Source organism: Muricauda sp. SCSIO 64092 (genome assembly GCF_023016285.1).
Classification (GTDB): domain Bacteria; phylum Bacteroidota; class Bacteroidia; order Flavobacteriales; family Flavobacteriaceae; genus Croceivirga.
Map to the genome: position 1 here is coordinate 4,534,464 of NZ_CP095413.1, position 17,435 is coordinate 4,551,898.

At 42.6% G+C, this 17,435-nt stretch carries 18 protein-coding genes and 1 other RNA gene; 8 read left to right on the plus strand and 11 right to left on the minus strand.

What is annotated here, in order from left to right:
* The first annotated feature begins 27 nt into the window (after window positions 1-27).
* The gene (locus tag L0P88_RS18770; protein ID WP_247131441.1) at window positions 28-750 is read left to right on the plus strand and encodes a CDP-alcohol phosphatidyltransferase family protein; all 723 of its coding nucleotides are present in this window, start codon (window positions 28-30) and stop codon (window positions 748-750) included.
* Between the two features lie 53 nt (window positions 751-803).
* On the opposite strand, the gene lptB is transcribed toward L0P88_RS18770, so the two are convergent.
* Genes lptB through L0P88_RS18790 form a run of 4 tightly spaced genes read right to left on the minus strand, consistent with a single transcriptional unit; the run spans window position 804 to window position 3,749 of the window.
* Window positions 804-1,544, minus strand: coding sequence for an LPS export ABC transporter ATP-binding protein (lptB, locus tag L0P88_RS18775; protein WP_247131442.1), 741 nt, complete (start codon window positions 1,542-1,544; stop codon window positions 804-806).
* Window positions 1,545-1,601: 57 nt separating this feature from the next.
* Complete coding sequence (locus tag L0P88_RS18780; RefSeq protein WP_247131443.1) at window positions 1,602-1,955, minus strand: carboxymuconolactone decarboxylase family protein; 354 nt, start codon at window positions 1,953-1,955, stop codon at window positions 1,602-1,604.
* A complete protein-coding gene (tatC, locus tag L0P88_RS18785) occupies window positions 1,948-2,784 on the minus strand; it encodes a twin-arginine translocase subunit TatC (RefSeq protein ID WP_247131444.1) in 837 nt (278 codons plus the stop codon). Before tatC ends, L0P88_RS18780 begins: the two co-directional genes overlap by 8 nt.
* Window positions 2,784-3,749 (minus strand): SIS domain-containing protein, encoded by a 966-nt coding sequence (locus tag L0P88_RS18790; protein WP_247131445.1) that lies wholly within the window; start codon window positions 3,747-3,749, stop codon window positions 2,784-2,786. The genes tatC and L0P88_RS18790 overlap by 1 nt, the downstream gene beginning before the upstream one ends.
* Window positions 3,750-3,919: 170 nt before the next feature.
* Between L0P88_RS18790 and recQ the strand changes: the two genes are divergently transcribed.
* Complete coding sequence (recQ, locus tag L0P88_RS18795; RefSeq protein WP_247131446.1) at window positions 3,920-6,118, plus strand: DNA helicase RecQ; 2,199 nt, start codon at window positions 3,920-3,922, stop codon at window positions 6,116-6,118.
* Between the two features lie 26 nt (window positions 6,119-6,144).
* On the opposite strand, the gene L0P88_RS18800 is transcribed toward recQ, so the two are convergent.
* The 3 genes from L0P88_RS18800 to L0P88_RS18810 are packed head-to-tail and all read right to left on the minus strand — an operon-like array spanning window position 6,145 to window position 7,131.
* A complete protein-coding gene (locus tag L0P88_RS18800) occupies window positions 6,145-6,459 on the minus strand; it encodes a CCC motif membrane protein (protein ID WP_247131447.1) in 315 nt (104 codons plus the stop codon).
* A 12-nt stretch (window positions 6,460-6,471) separates the two neighbouring features.
* Complete coding sequence (locus L0P88_RS18805) at window positions 6,472-6,810, minus strand: CCC motif membrane protein (protein WP_247131448.1); 339 nt, start codon at window positions 6,808-6,810, stop codon at window positions 6,472-6,474.
* A gap of 12 nt (window positions 6,811-6,822) precedes the next feature.
* On the minus strand, window positions 6,823-7,131 hold the full coding sequence (locus L0P88_RS18810) for a DUF2752 domain-containing protein (protein ID WP_247131449.1): 309 nt from the start codon (window positions 7,129-7,131) through the stop codon (window positions 6,823-6,825).
* Between the two features lie 73 nt (window positions 7,132-7,204).
* Between L0P88_RS18810 and L0P88_RS18815 the strand changes: the two genes are divergently transcribed.
* Complete coding sequence (locus L0P88_RS18815; RefSeq protein ID WP_247131450.1) at window positions 7,205-7,744, plus strand: Smr/MutS family protein; 540 nt, start codon at window positions 7,205-7,207, stop codon at window positions 7,742-7,744.
* Here L0P88_RS18815 and L0P88_RS18820 read toward each other — a convergent pair.
* Window positions 7,741-8,733 carry a hypothetical protein gene (locus tag L0P88_RS18820; protein ID WP_247131451.1) on the minus strand — a complete coding sequence of 331 codons (993 nt, stop codon included), beginning with the start codon at window positions 8,731-8,733 and terminating at the stop codon, window positions 7,741-7,743. The two genes, L0P88_RS18815 and L0P88_RS18820, sit on opposite strands and share 4 nt — an antisense overlap.
* Window positions 8,734-8,845: 112 nt before the next feature.
* Here L0P88_RS18820 and L0P88_RS18825 point away from each other — a divergent pair, with 112 nt between their 5' ends.
* Window positions 8,846-9,994 (plus strand): cysteine desulfurase family protein, encoded by a 1,149-nt coding sequence (locus tag L0P88_RS18825; protein ID WP_247131452.1) that lies wholly within the window; start codon window positions 8,846-8,848, stop codon window positions 9,992-9,994.
* A gap of 4 nt (window positions 9,995-9,998) precedes the next feature.
* Here the strand turns inward: L0P88_RS18825 and L0P88_RS18830 are convergent, their stop codons facing one another.
* Genes L0P88_RS18830 through L0P88_RS18840 form a run of 3 tightly spaced genes read right to left on the minus strand, consistent with a single transcriptional unit; the run spans window position 9,999 to window position 14,822 of the window.
* Window positions 9,999-10,649, minus strand: coding sequence for a hypothetical protein (locus L0P88_RS18830; protein ID WP_247131453.1), 651 nt, complete (start codon window positions 10,647-10,649; stop codon window positions 9,999-10,001).
* A gap of 8 nt (window positions 10,650-10,657) precedes the next feature.
* Window positions 10,658-13,084: a TonB-dependent receptor gene (locus L0P88_RS18835; RefSeq protein WP_247134898.1), complete on the minus strand. Its 2,427-nt coding sequence runs from the start codon at window positions 13,082-13,084 to the stop codon at window positions 10,658-10,660.
* 43 nt (window positions 13,085-13,127) lie between these two features.
* Window positions 13,128-14,822: a M23 family metallopeptidase gene (locus L0P88_RS18840; protein ID WP_247134899.1), complete on the minus strand. Its 1,695-nt coding sequence runs from the start codon at window positions 14,820-14,822 to the stop codon at window positions 13,128-13,130.
* Between the two features lie 165 nt (window positions 14,823-14,987).
* On the opposite strand from L0P88_RS18840, the gene L0P88_RS18845 reads away from it, so the two are divergent.
* From L0P88_RS18845 to rny, 4 genes are all read left to right on the plus strand, one after another.
* Entirely contained in the window at window positions 14,988-15,278 is a 291-nt protein-coding gene (locus tag L0P88_RS18845) for a hypothetical protein (protein WP_247131454.1), read from the plus strand.
* A 10-nt stretch (window positions 15,279-15,288) separates the two neighbouring features.
* Window positions 15,289-15,585: a cell division protein ZapA gene (locus L0P88_RS18850; protein ID WP_158777328.1), complete on the plus strand. Its 297-nt coding sequence runs from the start codon at window positions 15,289-15,291 to the stop codon at window positions 15,583-15,585.
* 51 nt (window positions 15,586-15,636) lie between these two features.
* Window positions 15,637-15,746, plus strand: a non-coding RNA gene (ssrS, locus tag L0P88_RS18855) — 6S RNA.
* Between the two features lie 51 nt (window positions 15,747-15,797).
* Window positions 15,798-17,369: a ribonuclease Y gene (gene rny, locus L0P88_RS18860; protein ID WP_247131455.1), complete on the plus strand. Its 1,572-nt coding sequence runs from the start codon at window positions 15,798-15,800 to the stop codon at window positions 17,367-17,369.
* Window positions 17,370-17,435: the final 66 nt, after the last annotated feature.

Sequence of the window (17,435 nt, forward strand, 5' to 3'; positions counted from 1 at the left end):
AGTTTATTTTTACAAAAATCAAATTCAATGAAAACCCATATTCCCAATTTCATTACGTTACTCAATCTTTTTTGTGGTTGTATTGCAGTGGTATTTGCGGTGATGAACCGATTGGAGTTAGCGGCAATTTTTGTTTTTCTGGGGATATTTTTTGATTTTTTGGATGGTTTTGCCGCACGGATGCTTGGGGTGACCAGTGACATTGGAATACAACTGGACTCTTTAGCAGATATGGTGACCAGCGGGGTTGTCCCCGGAATTGTCATGTTCCAATTGTTGAACATGGCCCAAAAGGAGGGTTGGAATTTAGACCTTTTTGGAATGCATACGGATGTTGGGCTATTACCCTTGTTCGGTTTTATGATTACTTTGGCCTCTGCCTATAGGCTCGCCAAGTTCAATGTGGATGAAAATCAGGTTAGCTCATTTAGGGGGCTGCCCACACCGGCAAACGCACTCCTTATTTTGTCCATGCCCCTGATACTGTTGTACCAAAACAATGATGTTTTGAACAGCATTATCCTAAATCAGTGGTTTTTAATTGGATTGACCATCCTAAGTGCCTTTCTATTGAATTCTGGGATCGAACTTTTTGCCTTGAAGTTCAATGGACTTGGATTTAAGGAAAATGGAGTGAAGTATTTATTTTTGATTGGAAGTTTGGTGCTGTTGCTGACCTTAAAGTTTTTGGCAATTCCGATTGTTGTCCTTTTTTACATCCTAAGTTCCTTGGTGCTAAAAAAAGCGTAGCAATACAAGCGTATGAATCCAATTGGGCAACCTTGACTTTGGCAGTGAAGGCATTAAAATTCCAATTTCTTTTTTCGAAGTTCAAAGTTTTGTCCCAAATATACTTTTCGGACCATTTGGTCCTGGGCCAAATCTTCCGGAACTCCTGCTTTAAGTATACCGCCTTCAAACATGAGGTAAGATCTTTCGGTAATGGCCAAGGTCTCTTGTACATTGTGGTCCGTGATCAAGATGCCAATGTTTTTGTTCTTTAGTTGGGCCACAATGCGCTGAATGTCCTCTACGGCGATGGGGTCAACGCCGGCAAAGGGTTCGTCCAACAGAATAAATTTTGGGTCGGTAGCCAAAGCACGGGCAATCTCGGTTCTTCGCCTTTCACCTCCCGATAATAGATCTCCACGGTTTTTACGGATATGTCCCAATCCAAATTCATCAATAAGGCTTTCCATTTTCATGTGCTGCTCTTTTTTGGAGAGGGTAGTGGTCTGTAGTACGCTCAAAATATTATCCTCAATACTCAGTTTTCTGAAAACCGAGGCTTCCTGGGCCAAATAACCAATACCGTTCTGTGCCCGTTTGTACATGGGAAACTCGGTAATTTCCATGTCGTTCAGGTAAATCTTTCCCCCATTGGGTTTAATGAGCCCTACGATCATGTAGAAAGAGGTGGTCTTACCTGCTCCATTGGGTCCCAGGAGGCCCACAATTTCCCCTTGTCGGACTTCCAGGGAAATACCTTTGACCACCCTACGGCCCCGATAGGCCTTCATAATGTTTTCTGCACGTAAGATCATATCTAAATGTCAAAGCTAGTTAAATGGGGGAACCAAATATCCCCTATTGTGATTTCATTAACCTTCATCAAGGGATTCCAGTGCTTCCCAGTATTCATAGGCCCTGCGGAGGTGGGGAATTACAATTGTTCCCCCAATTAAGGTGGCAATGCCCAAAGTTTCCATGACCTCTTCCTTGGAAACGCCCTCCTTTTTGGAACTTTCCAAATGGTATTTTACACAATCGTCGCAACGCAGCACTGCAGATGCCACCAATCCCAATAACTCTTTGGTTTTTACATCCAGGGCACCGGCCATAAAGGCGTTGGTGTCCAAATTAAAAATGCGCTTAATGAGCTTGTTGTTTTCTGCCAACAATTTATCGTTCATTTTGGCACGGTAGGCATTGAATTCTTCTACTTGATCATGCATTTTTTTGTTCTTTTTCCTTCTTCAATTCTTTCTTTAATACCACTTTGGATATGTAAATGCTTACTTGGTACAGTATAAGCACTGGAATGGCCACAACGATTTGGCTGGTCACATCCGGAGGGGTGATTATGGCGGAAAGTATCAAAACAATGACGAGGGCAATCTTTCGATACTTTTTAAGGATTTCCGGGGTCACCAACCCAACCTTTGTTAGAAAATAAATGACAATCGGCAACTCGAACATGATACCACAGGCAATGACGGCTGCCCTAACCGTACCAATATAGGAGGCGAGGTCAATCTCATTGGTAACTTCCTTACTCACTTGATACGTACCCAAAAAGTTAATGGACAATGGGGCCACCACATAATAACCGAACAATACCCCAATAAAGAAAAGTAAGGAAGCCACTAGAATGAAACCACGCGAATGCTTTCGTTCCTTTTCATAAAGTCCGGGGCTGATAAACCGCCACAATTCCCATAAAATATAGGGGAACCCAATAATTACACCGGCCCAGATCGAGGTCCAGATATGTGCAGAAAACTGCCCTGCCATTAATCGGCTCTGAATGGTAAAAGGCAAACTGTCCCCACAAAATTCAGAATCCACCCCAAAAAAAGTAGCTACGGCACAGAAGAACCGGTAGGTTGGGAAATCCAGGTTTTTTGGACCGAAGATAATGGTATCAAAGATAAAGCCCCGCATGACAAAAGCCACGCAGCCTATGAGTACAATGGCCAAAGTGGAACGGATCAAATGCCATCGCAATTCTTCAAGATGGTCCAAAAAGGACATTTCATTGTGGTCTTTAGCAACTTTTGTCATTAGGAAATCCCTTCATTTATGAGGTTATGGAGATGTACTACTCCTAAATATTCTGTGTTGTCCATGACCAATAATTGCGAAATACCATGCGCTCGCAATACCTCCAGGGCTTTTACCGCCAAGACATTGGGGGCAATGGTTTTTGGACTTTTGGTCATAATATCCCTTGCCGTTATGGAGTTGATGTTATCGTATTTGCTCAACATTCTTCGTATATCACCATCCGTCACTATACCTATGACCCTTCCCTTCTCCATAACAGCGGTTACCCCGAGCATTTTTTCCGAGATTTCAACAATGACCTGTTTTACGTTCGCATCTGCCTCGATCTGTGGTTTTAGATTGTTTCCAACAATATCCTCCACCCTGAGATATAGGCGTTTTCCCAAGGAGCCTCCGGGATGGTATTTGGCAAAATCCTCACTGCTGAATCCCCTTAGTTTCAATAATGAAATGGCCAGGGCGTCCCCCATAACCAACTGTGCCGTAGTGCTCGTTGTTGGGGCAAGATTGTTTGGACAGGCTTCCTTTTCCACATAGGTGTTGAGTGCAAAGTCCGATTGCTTTGCCAAAGTGGAGTCCATATTGCCCGTAATCGCAATCAACTTATTGTTTCCCCTTTTTATGAGCGGAATCAACATTTTTATTTCCTCGGTATTACCGCTTTTGGACAGACAAATGACTACATCGTTTTTTTGAATGGTGCCAAGGTCCCCATGAATGGCATCAGCAGCATGCATAAAAATGGCCGGCGTACCGGTAGAGTTAAAGGTGGCCACTATTTTTGAAGCGATCAATGCGCTCTTTCCAACGCCGGTAATAACAACCCTTCCTTTGGATTCCAGAATGCAACGGACGGCGTTTTCAAATTGATGATCTATAAATGCGGCAAGGTTTCCTATGGCCTCACTTTCATTCGCAATGGTTTGTTTTGCAATTTCAAGAATGCTGTTGGAAGTGTTCAAAGTATTTAACGGGTGTTTGGGTTGTTTTACTGAAAGAATGTCTTATATTTAAGTTTACAAAACTAAATAAATCTAGATTGTTCACATAGCGCCGTACCTAAGATTAAACACTGACCATGGCCTTCCAATAACTTCGGTACACCGCTTTTTATGTAATGGATTTACCAAAAATGGGTTTGACGATGGATTTGCAGGGTGCTTTGAAGAAGTATTTTGGTTTCGACCAATTCAAAGGCCTCCAAGAAAACGTAATAGAAAATGTCCTGGACAATAGGGACACTTTTGTTATCATGCCAACCGGCGGCGGAAAATCACTTTGTTATCAATTACCGGCATTAATGAAGAAGGGGACCGCAATTGTGGTGTCACCCCTTATTGCCTTAATGAAAAATCAAGTGGATGCCATACGGGGTGTTTCGGAAGAACACGGGATTGCCCATGTTTTAAATTCCTCGTTGACCAAAACCGAGGTAAGACAGGTAAAGGAAGATATTGTCAATGGGCTTACCAAATTGCTTTATGTGGCTCCGGAATCCCTGACCAAGGAAGAATATGTGGACTTTTTGCAGCAGGTGACGTTGTCTTTTGTTGCCGTGGATGAAGCACATTGTATTTCGGAATGGGGACATGATTTTAGACCCGAATACCGCAACTTAAGGAGCATCATTTCCCGATTGGGCGATGCAATCCCGATTATCGGGTTAACGGCGACGGCCACGCCAAAGGTCCAGGAAGACATTATCAAGAACCTGGGGATGAATGACGCAAAGGTCTTTAAGGCCTCGTTCAATAGGCCCAACCTGTTTTATGAAGTACGTCCCAAGACCAAAAATGTGGATGCGGACATTATCCGATTTGTAAAGCAAAATCAAAACAAATCCGGTATTGTATATTGTCTGAGCCGTAAACGGGTGGAAGAACTGGCACAGGTACTTCAGGTAAATGGTATTAGTGCAGTCCCCTACCATGCCGGTTTTGATGCAAAGACCAGGGCCAAATACCAGGATATGTTCCTAATGGAGGATGTGGATGTTGTGGTGGCCACAATTGCCTTTGGCATGGGAATTGACAAACCGGACGTGCGCTTTGTTATCCATCATGATATCCCCAAGAGTATTGAAAGTTACTATCAGGAAACGGGTAGGGCCGGTCGTGATGGTGGTGAAGGACATTGCTTGGCATATTACTCCTATAAGGATGTGGAAAAGTTGGAGAAATTTATGTCGGGCAAACCTGTGGCGGAACAGGAGATAGGACATGCCTTACTTCAAGAAATAGTGGCCTATGCAGAAACTTCCATGTCACGCAGAAAGTTCATCCTGCACTATTTTGGGGAAGACTTCGATGAAGTCAATGGCGAGGGAGCGGATATGGATGACAATACCAGGAACCCAAAACCCAAGGAAGAAGCCAAGGATAGCTTGGTGAAACTATTACGCGTGGTGCAGGACACCATGGAAAAATTCAAGACCAAGGAAATCGTTAGGACCTTGGTGGGGAAGACCAATGCCTTGATTTCCTCCCATAGAACGGAGGAAAAGGAAATTTTCGGTATTGGTGAAGATAAGGATGAGCAGTATTGGATGGCCTTGATCAGACAGGTCTTGGTCGCAGGTTATTTGCAAAAAGAGATTGAACAGTACGGGGTACTGCATGTCACGGAAAAGGGGAAGGCATTTTTAGCGACCCCGGTTTCTTTCCTAATGACCAAGGACCATGAATACAAGGAAGAAGAGGATTCCAGTATCATTACCAATGGGAAATCCACAGGAAATGCAGCGGATGAGAAACTTTTGAAGTTGCTTCGGGATTTGCGAAAAAGGGAGGCCAGAAAAAATGATGTGCCTCCTTTTGTAGTTTTTCAAGACCCTTCTTTGGATGATATGGCCCTCAAGTATCCCATTACCATGGAAGAATTGCTCAATGTGCACGGTGTGGGGGAAGGAAAGGCAAAAAAATATGGAAAACCTTTTGTGGAATTGATCTCCACCTATGTGGAAGAGAACGATATTGTTAGACCGGACGATTTGGTGGTAAAAAGCACGGGTGCAAATTCCGGTTTAAAGCTGTATATCATTCAAAGCGTGGATAGAAAATTGCCCCTGGATGATATCGCCGCCGCCAAAGGCCTGGAACTTCCGGATTTGATTAAGGACATGGAACAGATTGTCTTTAGTGGTACTAAATTGAATCTTGGGTATTGGGTGGATGAAATCCTGGATGAAGACCAACAAGAGGAGATCCATGAGTATTTTCTGGAGGCCGAAACCGATTCCATAACCGTTGCCATGGAGGAATTTGATGGGGATTATGAAGAGGAGGAACTCCGTATCTATCGATTAAAATTCATGAGTGAGGTGGCGAATTAAAAAAGCCCCGAATTACGGGGCCTTTTTTAGAAACTTTCGGAAAACTCCCCCGACGAACTGATCAGGGCGATGATAAATCCAAAATATAGTATGGACAAAACGAGCATGATCAGTGATAATGCCAATCCTATATAAGAAAGTATCCTTCCCGTCTTCACATTACTGATATCACTGTATAATTCGGGATTTTCATTATACAGTGCTTCGGCACTTTTGGCCTTTACCAGTCCAATAATGCTAAAAATGATGGCAAAGGGTCCACAGCAGATGAGTGAACCCACAATGGAAATAATTCCCATGGTCAGTACGGTACTGGCGCCCGGTAGGGGTTGTTGGCTCATGCTGGATATGGATTATTCGGTTTCAACGCCGTATTGTTCCATCATTTCATTTACCCTTTCCATATATCCTTCCCATCCGCCTAATTGGTTTATTTGATATAAAGACCATAAAAGTGTCAAGACACCCAATACCAATCCTATTATGGTTATAATTTTTGCAGTTTTTAATTGACTGTAATTACTATAACTTTCTGGGCTTGACAAGTAGAGTTTTTCATCTTTTCTCAGCAATATAAAGGCAATTCCGGAGAGCAGTATCCCCCCAATTCCCATGCTGAAGCAACAGCATAAAAAAGAAATGATGGCCAATACCAAAGAAATAGTAACATTCGGTAGTTTTTGTTGTTCCATAATTTAAAGTGTTTAGTGTATCAGTTTTATGATATAGTTGATTAAAATTAAGGCTACGGAAGCAATACTGAGCCAAATGATGGATTGATTGGCATATCTTAAATTGAAAAATTTATTGAGCACCAGTATCAATGCTAGGGGAATTAATGTAAAGACTGCAGGATACATATGAAAAGCGGCGATGAAATCTCCGTTTAATAACAGTAATATCGCCCGCTGTAAGCCACATCCTGGACAGTCAAAGCCCAGCACCTGTTTGGTATAACAGGGGAGCATATAATCTTGAAGCCCCATATAAGATATGTTTGCCGTAGAATCCATGCTTTAACTTTTTGCAGGCTTAAAATACTATTATTTTTAGTTTTGGAGTAATAAGAACATAAAATTTAGGGTCATGGCAGGATTTGAATTGGGGGATAAGGTAGAGGTTTTGGATGAGGCCATTGAAGGGATTGTTACCGCCATTGAAGGAACGGTCATTACCCTTGAAACAAAAGATGGTTTTCCCCTACAATTTCCCAGTTCCCAATTGATAAAATCGGGAAGGGCACTAAATGTGGGAAATTATGAGGCTTTTCAGGCAAAAAAAGAAAAGGAAAGCCCGGAAAAAAAGAAAATAAAGGTACCCAAACCCAAAGAACGCAATGCCCCTAAAATGGAAGTGGACCTGCATATCCATCAGTTGACCAATTCCACCAGGGGAATGACCAATTTTGATATGTTAAACCTACAAGTGGAAACCGCCAAACGCCAATTGGAATTTGCCATTGACAAACGAATTCAGAAAGTGGTCTTCATCCATGGCGTAGGAGAAGGCATACTTAAGGAAGAATTGAACTACCTCTTTAAAAAATATCCAGTTGATTTTTACGATGCCGAATACCAGAAATATGGCCTTGGGGCTACGGAAGTGTACATCTACCAAAATTCCTAGTTGGTTCTGGTAGTAATCGTCCCGAAAACATAGGTTTCTATTTCAGGGGCGTTGTTTTCGTTGGCGTCCTGCACTATAAAGTTACTTAGGGTAAAGGTATGGTCAAAGCTTGGATTTTCCGGTGTGCTATCAGCGCCTTGCACAGTGGCAATGGAAAGAATACCTGAAATGGTAGTAAATGAATTTACCAAGTCGGGGTCATCCGTTGTTAGGGTACAAATGGTTTCATCAGTCACAATTTTTCGAAAAACCCTATTGGTAAACGTGGCTGTTGTGTCATTGACCATATTCCCCAGAGTAACTGTCCTTGGTTCACTGGTAACCTCATTGACCAGAATTGAACTTGGAAACTCCAGACCTATGGCTTCATCATTTATAACTTTAAAAAGCTGTACGTTGGCTCCTTCAGTTCCACAACTGGCTATGACTGAACTGTTGTAATTGGAAAAAACAAGGTCAATACTGCTGTCAACCGTCGTGGTGTAGGTGCCAAAATCCAAACCAGGTTGATCGGTTATTCGTTCTCCGTTATTGCCGAGTAAGGTCAAATCAGAAATACTGATATCATGGGCATAGGTTTTAGTGGCACTGGTTACCGTATCCACGGAAGATATCAAACTCAAAACACCCGAACTTGCCGTGGTCTCTTCCAAAATTGCGGGCGTAGCCGGTGGAATATCACTACAGAAATAGGTATTCGCTACGTTTTCCGAAAAAAGCCTGTAGGTGAGGGTGGATTGATTTGCCAAACTACTCGTTGCGGTATCCGAAGCAGTTTCGCTAGCTATCAAACCAGATTGGAGCTGTAGTATGAGTGCTTCGTCTTCAACTATTTTAAAAAAGAGGGTTCTTTGGATATCCGTTTGATTAAACTGTAAGGGGCAAAAAGCTACTGTGCCTCCGTCAAAATCTATATTTTCAATCTGCAAATCCCCATCACTACAAGCTATGACAGAGAGAAGTAAAAGTGCAACAGTTATTTTTTTCATGAAGTCAAATTTAGGGCAAATTCAGTGCACCCTACTTTAATGACCTTTTTTATTTGGAAGAAATTAACGCAGTATTGGCTATTTTTGGACGATTTTAAATCCATATAGTCGTATGCAAAAAGTGTATTTGGATAATGCTGCCACCACACAGGTTAGGGACGAGGTCATTATAAAAATGCAGGATGCCTTGGCCAACTGCTTTGGAAACCCTTCGTCTACCCACAGTTTTGGAAGATCGGCGAAGACGGCAATCGAAAAAACAAGAAAGACCATTGCCAAATATTTGAATGCCCATCCCTCTGAAATCATATTCACTTCCGGAGGGACTGAAGCGGATAACATGATTTTAAGATGTGCCGTTAGGGATTTGGACGTGAAAACGATCATTACCTCAAAAATTGAACACCATGCGGTTTTGCATACGGCAGAAGAATTGGAGAAGGAATATGGTATCGCTTTGCGCTTTGTGCAATTGGATAGCCATGGAAATCCCGATCTAAATCATCTGGAGCAATTACTGGCAGGGGATGCTTCCAAAAAACTGGTCAGCTTAATGCATGTGAACAATGAAATAGGAAACCTCATTGATATTACGGCGATAGGGATGCTTTGCCGGGATTACGATGCCCTTTTCCATTCAGATACGGTACAGTCCATTGGTCATTTTGAATGGAATGCCCAGGAAGTTCATGTGGATTTCATGACAGCGGCGGCACATAAATTTCACGGCCCCAAAGGGATTGGTTTTGCTTTTGTACGAAAGAATTCCGGGTTAAGGCCCCTTATAGTGGGCGGGGCACAGGAACGGGGATTTAGGGCAGGTACGGAACCCTTTCACAATATTGTGGGGCTTGAAGAGGCCTTTATAGCATCCTACGACAATTTGGGTGACGAAAAGGCCTATGTGACCGAACTCAAAAAGTATTTTGTGGAAAAACTCAAAACAGAGATACCCAACATTGAATTTAATGGCCTTTCCGGCGATATGGAGCGCAGTACCTATACCTTGACCAATGTACGGCTGCCCCTGGATGCCCAAAAATCCCTAATGTTATTGTTTCACCTGGATTTAAAGGGAATAGCCTGCTCCAAAGGGAGTGCTTGCCAATCTGGGAGCACCAAAGGATCCCATGTACTACAGGAAATCTTATCCGAGGAAGAGCTTAAAAAACCCTCCTTGCGATTTTCCTTTTCAAAATACAATACCAAAGAAGAATTGGACTATACCATTGCCGTTTTGAAGGATTTTGCAGCGGGGTAAAGGGTTAGACCTTCTTTTTTCGTTTTTTCTCTTTATCGTAGGGAAATTTTCGGGAAGCCGCTTTCATCATTTTGTCAATAAGTTCATCCGTGTTCTTTCCCGTCTTTTTGGTGATGACCTTTTCGTACTTCCAGAGCAGCTTGCCAGTGGCTCCATCACTGATTTTGATTCCTATCCTTCCAAAATTGGCATTTCCCCTGAAATAGTCCAATAAGCTAAAGTCCGTGGAAACACCTTTGGAAAGTAAAACGTTTAGGTCAAGGGTGCCACTGATTATGCCGTCCACACCAAGAATTTCCGATAATTCCTTTACGGTTTGGACGTCAATATTCTCATAAGTGATGCCATTCCTTAATAATAAGGCATTGGTTTCTTCCACATTTTGAAAATCCACGTTGAATTTCTTACGTTTTTTTCTGCGGGAGAAATAGGTTTCCAAAGCATCCTGCACGGCATAGCCCTCTTTTTTTGCGAGTTCCCTTAACTCATCACTGGAAATGTTGCGCTCCAGTTCCAATTGTGTGATAAAGGGAACAATGGCCAAAACCTCGTGATTCTCGGAAAGCGCATCAAAACGACTGCTTTCAAAGATGTCCTTTTGGGCATTGCCCAAAAAAAACCAAAGGATACAAAAAAAGAAAACCAGTTTTTTCATTATATACCTTAAAACTTCATACGTAATTTAACGTTCAGTAAACGGGACGTCAAAAAATTGGGTACTGCAAATTGTTGTTGGGTGTCAACATCCCTTACCCATGTATTGGTTATGGAATTCTGATTGTTGAAAATATTGAAAATCTCAAATCCCATGTCCAACTCCTTAAACCCATGTAACCAATGTCCGTTTTGGTACCTGCTGTTTCTGTCGGCAAAAATATAGGAAATGCCCAAATCTGCCCGTCTATAATCTCTTAATCTATTCTGAAAATCGTAGGGATCCGCATTGTTTGGGGAACCTCCAGGTACCCCAGTATTGTAGACCAGGTTTACGTACAGTTTCATGTTGGGAATCGTGGGCATATAATCCTGGAATAATACACCCAGCTTCAATCGCTGGTCCGTTGGCCTGGAAATATATCCTCTGTCCCCTATGTTTTCCTTTGTCTGTAAATACCCCAGACTTATCCATGATTCCGCTCCAGGGATAAAGGCGCCATTAAGTCTAAAGTCAAACCCATAGGCAAAGGCCTTGGCAATGTTATCTGCCCTATAACGTATCCTGACATCTTCAACGGTGTAGGTATTTACATTGTCCAGTTTTTTGTAGTACGCCTCACTAATAAGGGTAAAAGGTCTATCGAACAGTGAAAAACTGTACTCGTTTCCAGCAACGAAGTGTATAGACCTCTGCGCTTCCACCTCAGGATTTACCAGTCCATTGATATCGCGTAGCTCCCTATAAAATGGAGGCTGTTGATAACTGCCAATGGCCAATCTGAACAACACATCATTTTCCCAGTTCGGTTTTATGGCAAATTGTGCCCTGGGGCTTAACAAAAATTGATGGTTGCTTTCAAATCCTTCACCGGATATGATCCACTGTTGCGCCCGGACCCCCAAATTATAGTAAATGGCGTTTTCACCCCAGTGGGTTTGGTTGCCGAACTGAAGGAATCCGGAAAAACGATCCGTTCGCACAAAATTGGTCGCCCTTACACTTTCAAAGGGAACAATTGCCCCTTCAAAAGGCTCTTCGGGCTCATTGTTAACCAATCCAGCGTTGGGAGGTCTTATGAAAAAACCAGCGGAATCCAGAAACTCGGCTTCGTTCAATCGGTCTCGAAAATCTTCATGACTATAACGTAACCCCCATTCCAGGGACTTTCCATTTTTTTTGAGTATTCCCCTATGGGTAAGGTTTACGATCAACGCATCCAGTTGGTTTCTTGCCCTATTGAACTGGGAACCAATCCCTCTGCTTTGGGTTACTTCACCTAAGTTTTCACTTCCAAGATTGGTATCGATCTCCCCAAGCTCATAATTGGCAATGACATCTGTAAACTCCTCTTCCAGGGCATGATAAATTGATGAGGTAAAACTGAGTTTGGTGTCCTCATTCATCAAAAAATCGGCCTTTAAAGCTCCAAATTGGGTTTCGTAACTATTCTGTTCCCTGCCTTCATAAAAAACAACCAGGGCCCTGGGTTCCAATAGACTCCCAAAATTGGTCTGTCTGGAAATGGGCTCATTTTTATAGTTGTTTATGGAAATATTTCCCAAAAACCCCAGTTTTAACCGATCACTTATTTGATGGGTCATATAGGTCTGCGCGTCAAAAAAGATGGGGACAACATTGGTAAGGGTCTGTTGGCTATTCACAAATAGGGCATTATTTCGGTAACGAACCCCAGTAATGGTGGTGAAATTCTTTTTTTTCGAAACGGTTTCCAATGTACTGCTGGCACCAAGAAGACTACCCTCTACCGCTATGGAAAAAGATGAAGGTATTTTGTAGGTAATATCAAGTACTGAGGAAAGTTTGTCGCCGTATTTAGCCTGAAATCCGCCTGCAGCAAAGCTTACATTTTCCACTAGGCTACTGTTCACAAAACTGAATCCTTCCTGTTGCGCCGATCGAATCAAGAAAGGTCTGTACACTTCAATACCATTGACATAAACCAGGTTTTCATCAAAATTTCCACCACGCACATTGTATTGGGTGCTCAGTTCATTGTTAAAGGAGACCCCGGGCAAAAGTTTCAAAATATTCTCCACTCCTGCATTGACTCCCGGTATTTTTCGGACGATTTCCGGGGTGATCGTGGTGGCGCCGGTGACACTGCGTTGTCCCGTTGGAGTGACCTTTACTTCGGCAATTTGGATGGTCTTTACGGCCATCACCGGATTGAACTCAAAAATTTCATTGGTGGTCAAAATAATGTCCTTTAAAACAACATCTTCATGACCAAGATGTGAAAAGACAATGGTCATTCTTTTGTCCGCTACCAGTTCAAGGAGATAAAAACCATTGTCGTTTGTTGTTGTTCCTGTTCCGGAAACGGAAATATTGACATTGGCCAAAGGTTCTTGTTGCTCATTGAGCACATGACCGGACACGACCGCAGTTTGCCCAAATGAAAACGATACCATTGAAAAAACGGCGAATAGGACGACTAGGAAATCGGTCCATCTGCTATTTTCTAAAGAAGGTTTCTTCAAAAGTCGTGGTATTGCCTACATTATCGGTAACGACTACCTTAAGGTCACATTGCGTTTGTTCTACCGTTTTATCGTCAAAATTATAGGTAATGGTCTTTCTTTTGGGTTCGTATTCCATTAAAATCCATTCCCCATTTAGGTAGGCATCGTAGGAGCGGATGCCGCTTAAGTCGTCCGAAATGGTCAGACTTAGGTATCGGTAGTTGTTGAGCCATTGATTGGGCTTAAAATTTCTTGGATTTACTTTTGGGGGAACCGTGTCCTTTGCCAAGGTGTATTTACCAAGGCTTCTTGTTCTGGTGGTAAACGTATTGCCCCTTTTGTACGTCTTGGAATATCTGGGTTTTAAGTCATCATTTAAATGAGCGATAAAAAGTTGCTTTTTTTCCTCCGGATCTATTTTTGAAACATCAAAAGTGAGGGTGAAATTTCTGTGCGCGGGAACCGTTTTGTCGTGTATTGCAATGGTATCCCTTCCTTTTTTCAAATTAATATGGAAGTCCCGATAAAACGTACTTTCGGGAAAATACACTTTTGCCGATTCCAAATCATAACTATTGGGTTTGTTGGCAATTAAAAGACTTGCTGTGGAATCCACCGTTTTGGAAGGTTTAAAGGATCCTTTCTTTCCAAGAATGGGAATCATAACCTTTGTTTGATTGCCCTCAAAATCGGAAAGTAAGAGCTCCACATTATAATTCATGCCCTCTTGTATGACCAGTTTGCCATTGAGATGGAGGTGGTTATAAATATTGAGTTTGTTATAAGGTTCCTTAAATACCTTTTGGATACGCTGTTGGTATTTGCTATAATGGCAAAAGTCGATAAGGGTATTGATATAACGCGTCTCCCCAAAAGAGAAGGTTTCAAAATCATATTCGGTATGGACTTTTCCATTGACCGATTGCCTAACGGAATATATCCCATTTTTATTGGCGGCCATGTCCTGACGGTCAAAACCATTAAATCCAATACCTATGGTCCCTATGGCGGTAAACTCATCGGCCAAAAAGGAACCATCCGACTGTCTGGTAAAGTTCAACTGGACCCTATCTGCACTTTGATTGATATGGGAATCCTTGGAGAGGGGGTATCCAAAAAGTCCAATGAGTTCGGGGTTTGTGGCATCCCTTACCTCAAAACCATACAATAGGGGGTTGGTGGGTTTCTCCGTAACACTGTTCCTGATTTCAAAATGAAGGTGGGGCCCAAAAGAGCCCCCGGTATTTCCCGTGTAAGCGATAATATCACCTTTCTTTACTTCGAGTTGACCATATTCGGGAAATGTCTCCACCTCATACTTTCTTTTGCCATACTGTACCTCCTTAATATGGTCTTCGATAGTAGGCCCAAATTTTTGCAAATGTGCGTATACGGAGGTGAAACCGTTGGGATGGGCTACGTACAATGCCTTTCCATAGCCATATAATGAAACTTTGATTCGGGTGACGGTGCCATCTGCTATGGCGTAAACCGGTAATCCTTGCCGTTGTTGGGTCTTGATATCAATACCGCTGTGAAAGTGATTGGAACGCAATTCCCCAAAGGTGCCGGACAATATCAAGGGAATATCCAACGGAGATCTAAAGACGTCCTTAGGGTACTTTTCCTGGGCATTTAAACAAAAAACAATAAAGTATACTACACAGGCGAATCGTGTTCCCGTCATGAAGCTCATAGATTTACGTTTCAAAAGTAACCAATACCCAACAATATCAAAACCGGTGCCAAACTGAAGGGCAATTCCTTGTGGGCTTGGAAGAATATTGCAAAAAGAATTGCTCGGTTGATCAAGGTTGGTTAACTTTGTTTGAATACGCATTGCAATTTGCAGATGGGTGAACTTATTGAAATTGTCGATTCCTTAGAGAATAAGATTAGTAAACTCCTACACCGTTTGGAGGTGCTCAACCAAGCCAACGCCAAGTTGAAAATGGAGTTGAACAATGTATTGGAATCGCATGAAAAAACTAAGATTGCCCTAGCGGAATGGGAGGAAAAGTATGAATCCTTAAAGCTTGCAAGTTCCATGCTAGGCAGTAATACGAACAAAACAGAAGCTAAGCTCAAAATAAATACCCTTATCCGGGAATTGGACAGTTGTATTGCACAGTTGGCAGAATAGGGTAAAACATATGGATGAAAAGCTCAAAATAAAGCTTTCTATTGTTGATAGGGTGTACCCGTTGACCATAGATCCCAAACAGGAGGAGGGGTTACGGAAAGCAGCTAAGAACATAGATTATTTGGCTAAAAAGTTTGAGCAGAATTACGCTGTAAGGGATAAGCAGGACGTTCTTGCCATGTGTGCCTTACAGTTTGCATCCAAAATAGAGCAGAGTGGAATAAATGAATCCGAAAGTACCCAAGAGGCCAAGAAGAGATTAAAGGCCTTGGACGAATTGGTACACACCAAATTAGGTGCGGAATAAGTTCTTTAAAATATATTGTTACTGCCCACATTGGTATTATTTTTTTGACAAACTCAACACTATTACAATTAAAAAGGGTGAGTTTAGGTTGTAAAAGCAGGCCTTACCTGTATAAGGATCCTTGAGCAGCTTGTTAGCCCTAAACCTGTTTATTGGAGTTTGTACAGAACTTCAGCCGATGTGGGCTTTTTTTTTAAACCAAACTCAGTAAAATGGATAATACCGTTACACTTATTATAGCGGCAGTGGTGGGTCTGGCAATAGGTTTTGCCATAGTTAAGATATTGCAAAAGGGGAGCGCTGCAAAAACAATTTCAAACGCCAGGAAAGAGGCATCAAATATCATAAGGGAGGCCAAGAAGGAAGGAGAGAACATTAAGAAGGATAAGATTTTTCAGGCTAAGGAAAAGTTTCTGGAACTCAAAGCAGAGCATGAAAAGGTCATCATTGGAAAAGACAAGAAAATAGCCGAGGCTGAAAAACGGACTAGGGACAAAGAGTCCCAAATAAGTAATGAACTCTCCAAGAACAAACGACTGAACGAGCAGTTGGAGAGTCGTTTAAAGGAGATTGAGTACAAAAGTGAAATTTTGGACAAGAAAAAGTCCGAAGTTGAAAAATTACATAAAAGTCAGGTACAACAATTGGAGGTCATCTCCGGACTTTCTGCCGAAGATGCAAAAGCCCAGTTGTTGGAATCCCTAAAAGAGACGGCCAAGACAGATGCCATGGCCTATCTACAGGGGACATTGGAGGAGGCCAAACTTACTGCAAAACAAGAGGCCCGTAAAATAGTCATTAACACTATTCAACGTATTGGAACCGAAGAGGCCGTGGAAAATTGCGTTTCGGTCTTTAATCTGGAATCGGACGATGTAAAAGGACGGATTATAGGTCGGGAAGGCCGAAATATCCGCGCCATTGAAGCCGCGACCGGAGTTGAGATCATTGTGGATGATACCCCAGAAGCAATTATTCTCTCGTGTTTTGATTCCGTCAGGCGTGAAGTTGCCCGTTTGTCCCTGCACCGTTTGGTGACCGATGGTCGAATCCACCCTGCCCGAATTGAGGAAATCGTTAAAAAGACCGAAAGGCAAATCAATGAGGAAATCATTGAGATAGGAAAGCGAACGGTCATCGATCTTGGTATTCATGGGTTGCACCCAGAACTGATCAAGGCCGTGGGAAGAATGAAATACCGATCCTCCTACGGTCAAAATTTATTGCAGCACTCCCGTGAAGTGGCCAAACTTTGTGGCGTAATGGCGGCCGAATTGGGATTGAACCCAAAATTGGCCAAGAGGGCCGGCCTTTTGCACGATATAGGTAAGGTACCCAACTCTGAGGCTGAGGTAGAAACCCCACACGCCATTTTGGGAATGAAATGGGCACAAAAATTTGGGGAGAAGAAGGAAGTCTGCAATGCCATTGGTGCCCACCATGATGAGGTTGAAATGACGAGCCTCATTTCTCCGGTTGTCCAGGTTTGTGATGCCATTAGTGGGGCAAGACCGGGAGCAAGAAGACAAGTTTTGGATTCCTATATTCAACGATTAAAGGACTTGGAGGATATTGCCTTTGGCTTCAACGGTGTGCAAAAAGCCTATGCCATACAAGCCGGTCGGGAACTACGTGTTATTGTAGAGAGCGAAAAAGTAAGTGATGATCAGGCGGCAGAACTTTCCTTCAACATCTCACAAAAGGTGCAAACGGATATGACGTATCCCGGCCAAGTTAAAGTCACCGTAATTCGGGAAACACGATCGGTGAATGTAGCGAAGTAGGAAATAGGGAACTACCTGTCTGATTCAACAGCCTACTTTCCGTTCTTGTCCACCATAACCAAGTTA

What these genes read in the sequence shown, in the direction of transcription:
- L0P88_RS18770 (WP_247131441.1), top strand. Translation starts at nt 28, where the DNA reads ATGAAAACCCATATTCCCAATTTCATTACGTTACTCAATCTTTTTTGT.
- lptB (WP_247131442.1), bottom strand. Translation starts at nt 1,544, where the DNA reads ATGATCTTACGTGCAGAAAACATTATGAAGGCCTATCGGGGCCGTAGG.
- L0P88_RS18780 (WP_247131443.1), bottom strand. Translation starts at nt 1,955, where the DNA reads ATGCATGATCAAGTAGAAGAATTCAATGCCTACCGTGCCAAAATGAAC.
- tatC (WP_247131444.1), bottom strand. Translation starts at nt 2,784, where the DNA reads ATGACAAAAGTTGCTAAAGACCACAATGAAATGTCCTTTTTGGACCAT.
- recQ (WP_247131446.1), top strand. Translation starts at nt 3,920, where the DNA reads ATGGGTTTGACGATGGATTTGCAGGGTGCTTTGAAGAAGTATTTTGGT.
- L0P88_RS18800 (WP_247131447.1), bottom strand. Translation starts at nt 6,459, where the DNA reads ATGAGCCAACAACCCCTACCGGGCGCCAGTACCGTACTGACCATGGGA.
- L0P88_RS18805 (WP_247131448.1), bottom strand. Translation starts at nt 6,810, where the DNA reads ATGGAACAACAAAAACTACCGAATGTTACTATTTCTTTGGTATTGGCC.
- L0P88_RS18810 (WP_247131449.1), bottom strand. Translation starts at nt 7,131, where the DNA reads ATGGATTCTACGGCAAACATATCTTATATGGGGCTTCAAGATTATATG.
- L0P88_RS18815 (WP_247131450.1), top strand. Translation starts at nt 7,205, where the DNA reads ATGGCAGGATTTGAATTGGGGGATAAGGTAGAGGTTTTGGATGAGGCC.
- L0P88_RS18820 (WP_247131451.1), bottom strand. Translation starts at nt 8,733, where the DNA reads ATGAAAAAAATAACTGTTGCACTTTTACTTCTCTCTGTCATAGCTTGT.
- L0P88_RS18825 (WP_247131452.1), top strand. Translation starts at nt 8,846, where the DNA reads ATGCAAAAAGTGTATTTGGATAATGCTGCCACCACACAGGTTAGGGAC.
- L0P88_RS18830 (WP_247131453.1), bottom strand. Translation starts at nt 10,649, where the DNA reads ATGAAAAAACTGGTTTTCTTTTTTTGTATCCTTTGGTTTTTTTTGGGC.
- L0P88_RS18835 (WP_247134898.1), bottom strand. Translation starts at nt 13,084, where the DNA reads ATGGTATCGTTTTCATTTGGGCAAACTGCGGTCGTGTCCGGTCATGTG.
- L0P88_RS18840 (WP_247134899.1), bottom strand. Translation starts at nt 14,822, where the DNA reads ATGACGGGAACACGATTCGCCTGTGTAGTATACTTTATTGTTTTTTGT.
- L0P88_RS18845 (WP_247131454.1), top strand. Translation starts at nt 14,988, where the DNA reads ATGGGTGAACTTATTGAAATTGTCGATTCCTTAGAGAATAAGATTAGT.
- L0P88_RS18850 (WP_158777328.1), top strand. Translation starts at nt 15,289, where the DNA reads ATGGATGAAAAGCTCAAAATAAAGCTTTCTATTGTTGATAGGGTGTAC.
- rny (WP_247131455.1), top strand. Translation starts at nt 15,798, where the DNA reads ATGGATAATACCGTTACACTTATTATAGCGGCAGTGGTGGGTCTGGCA.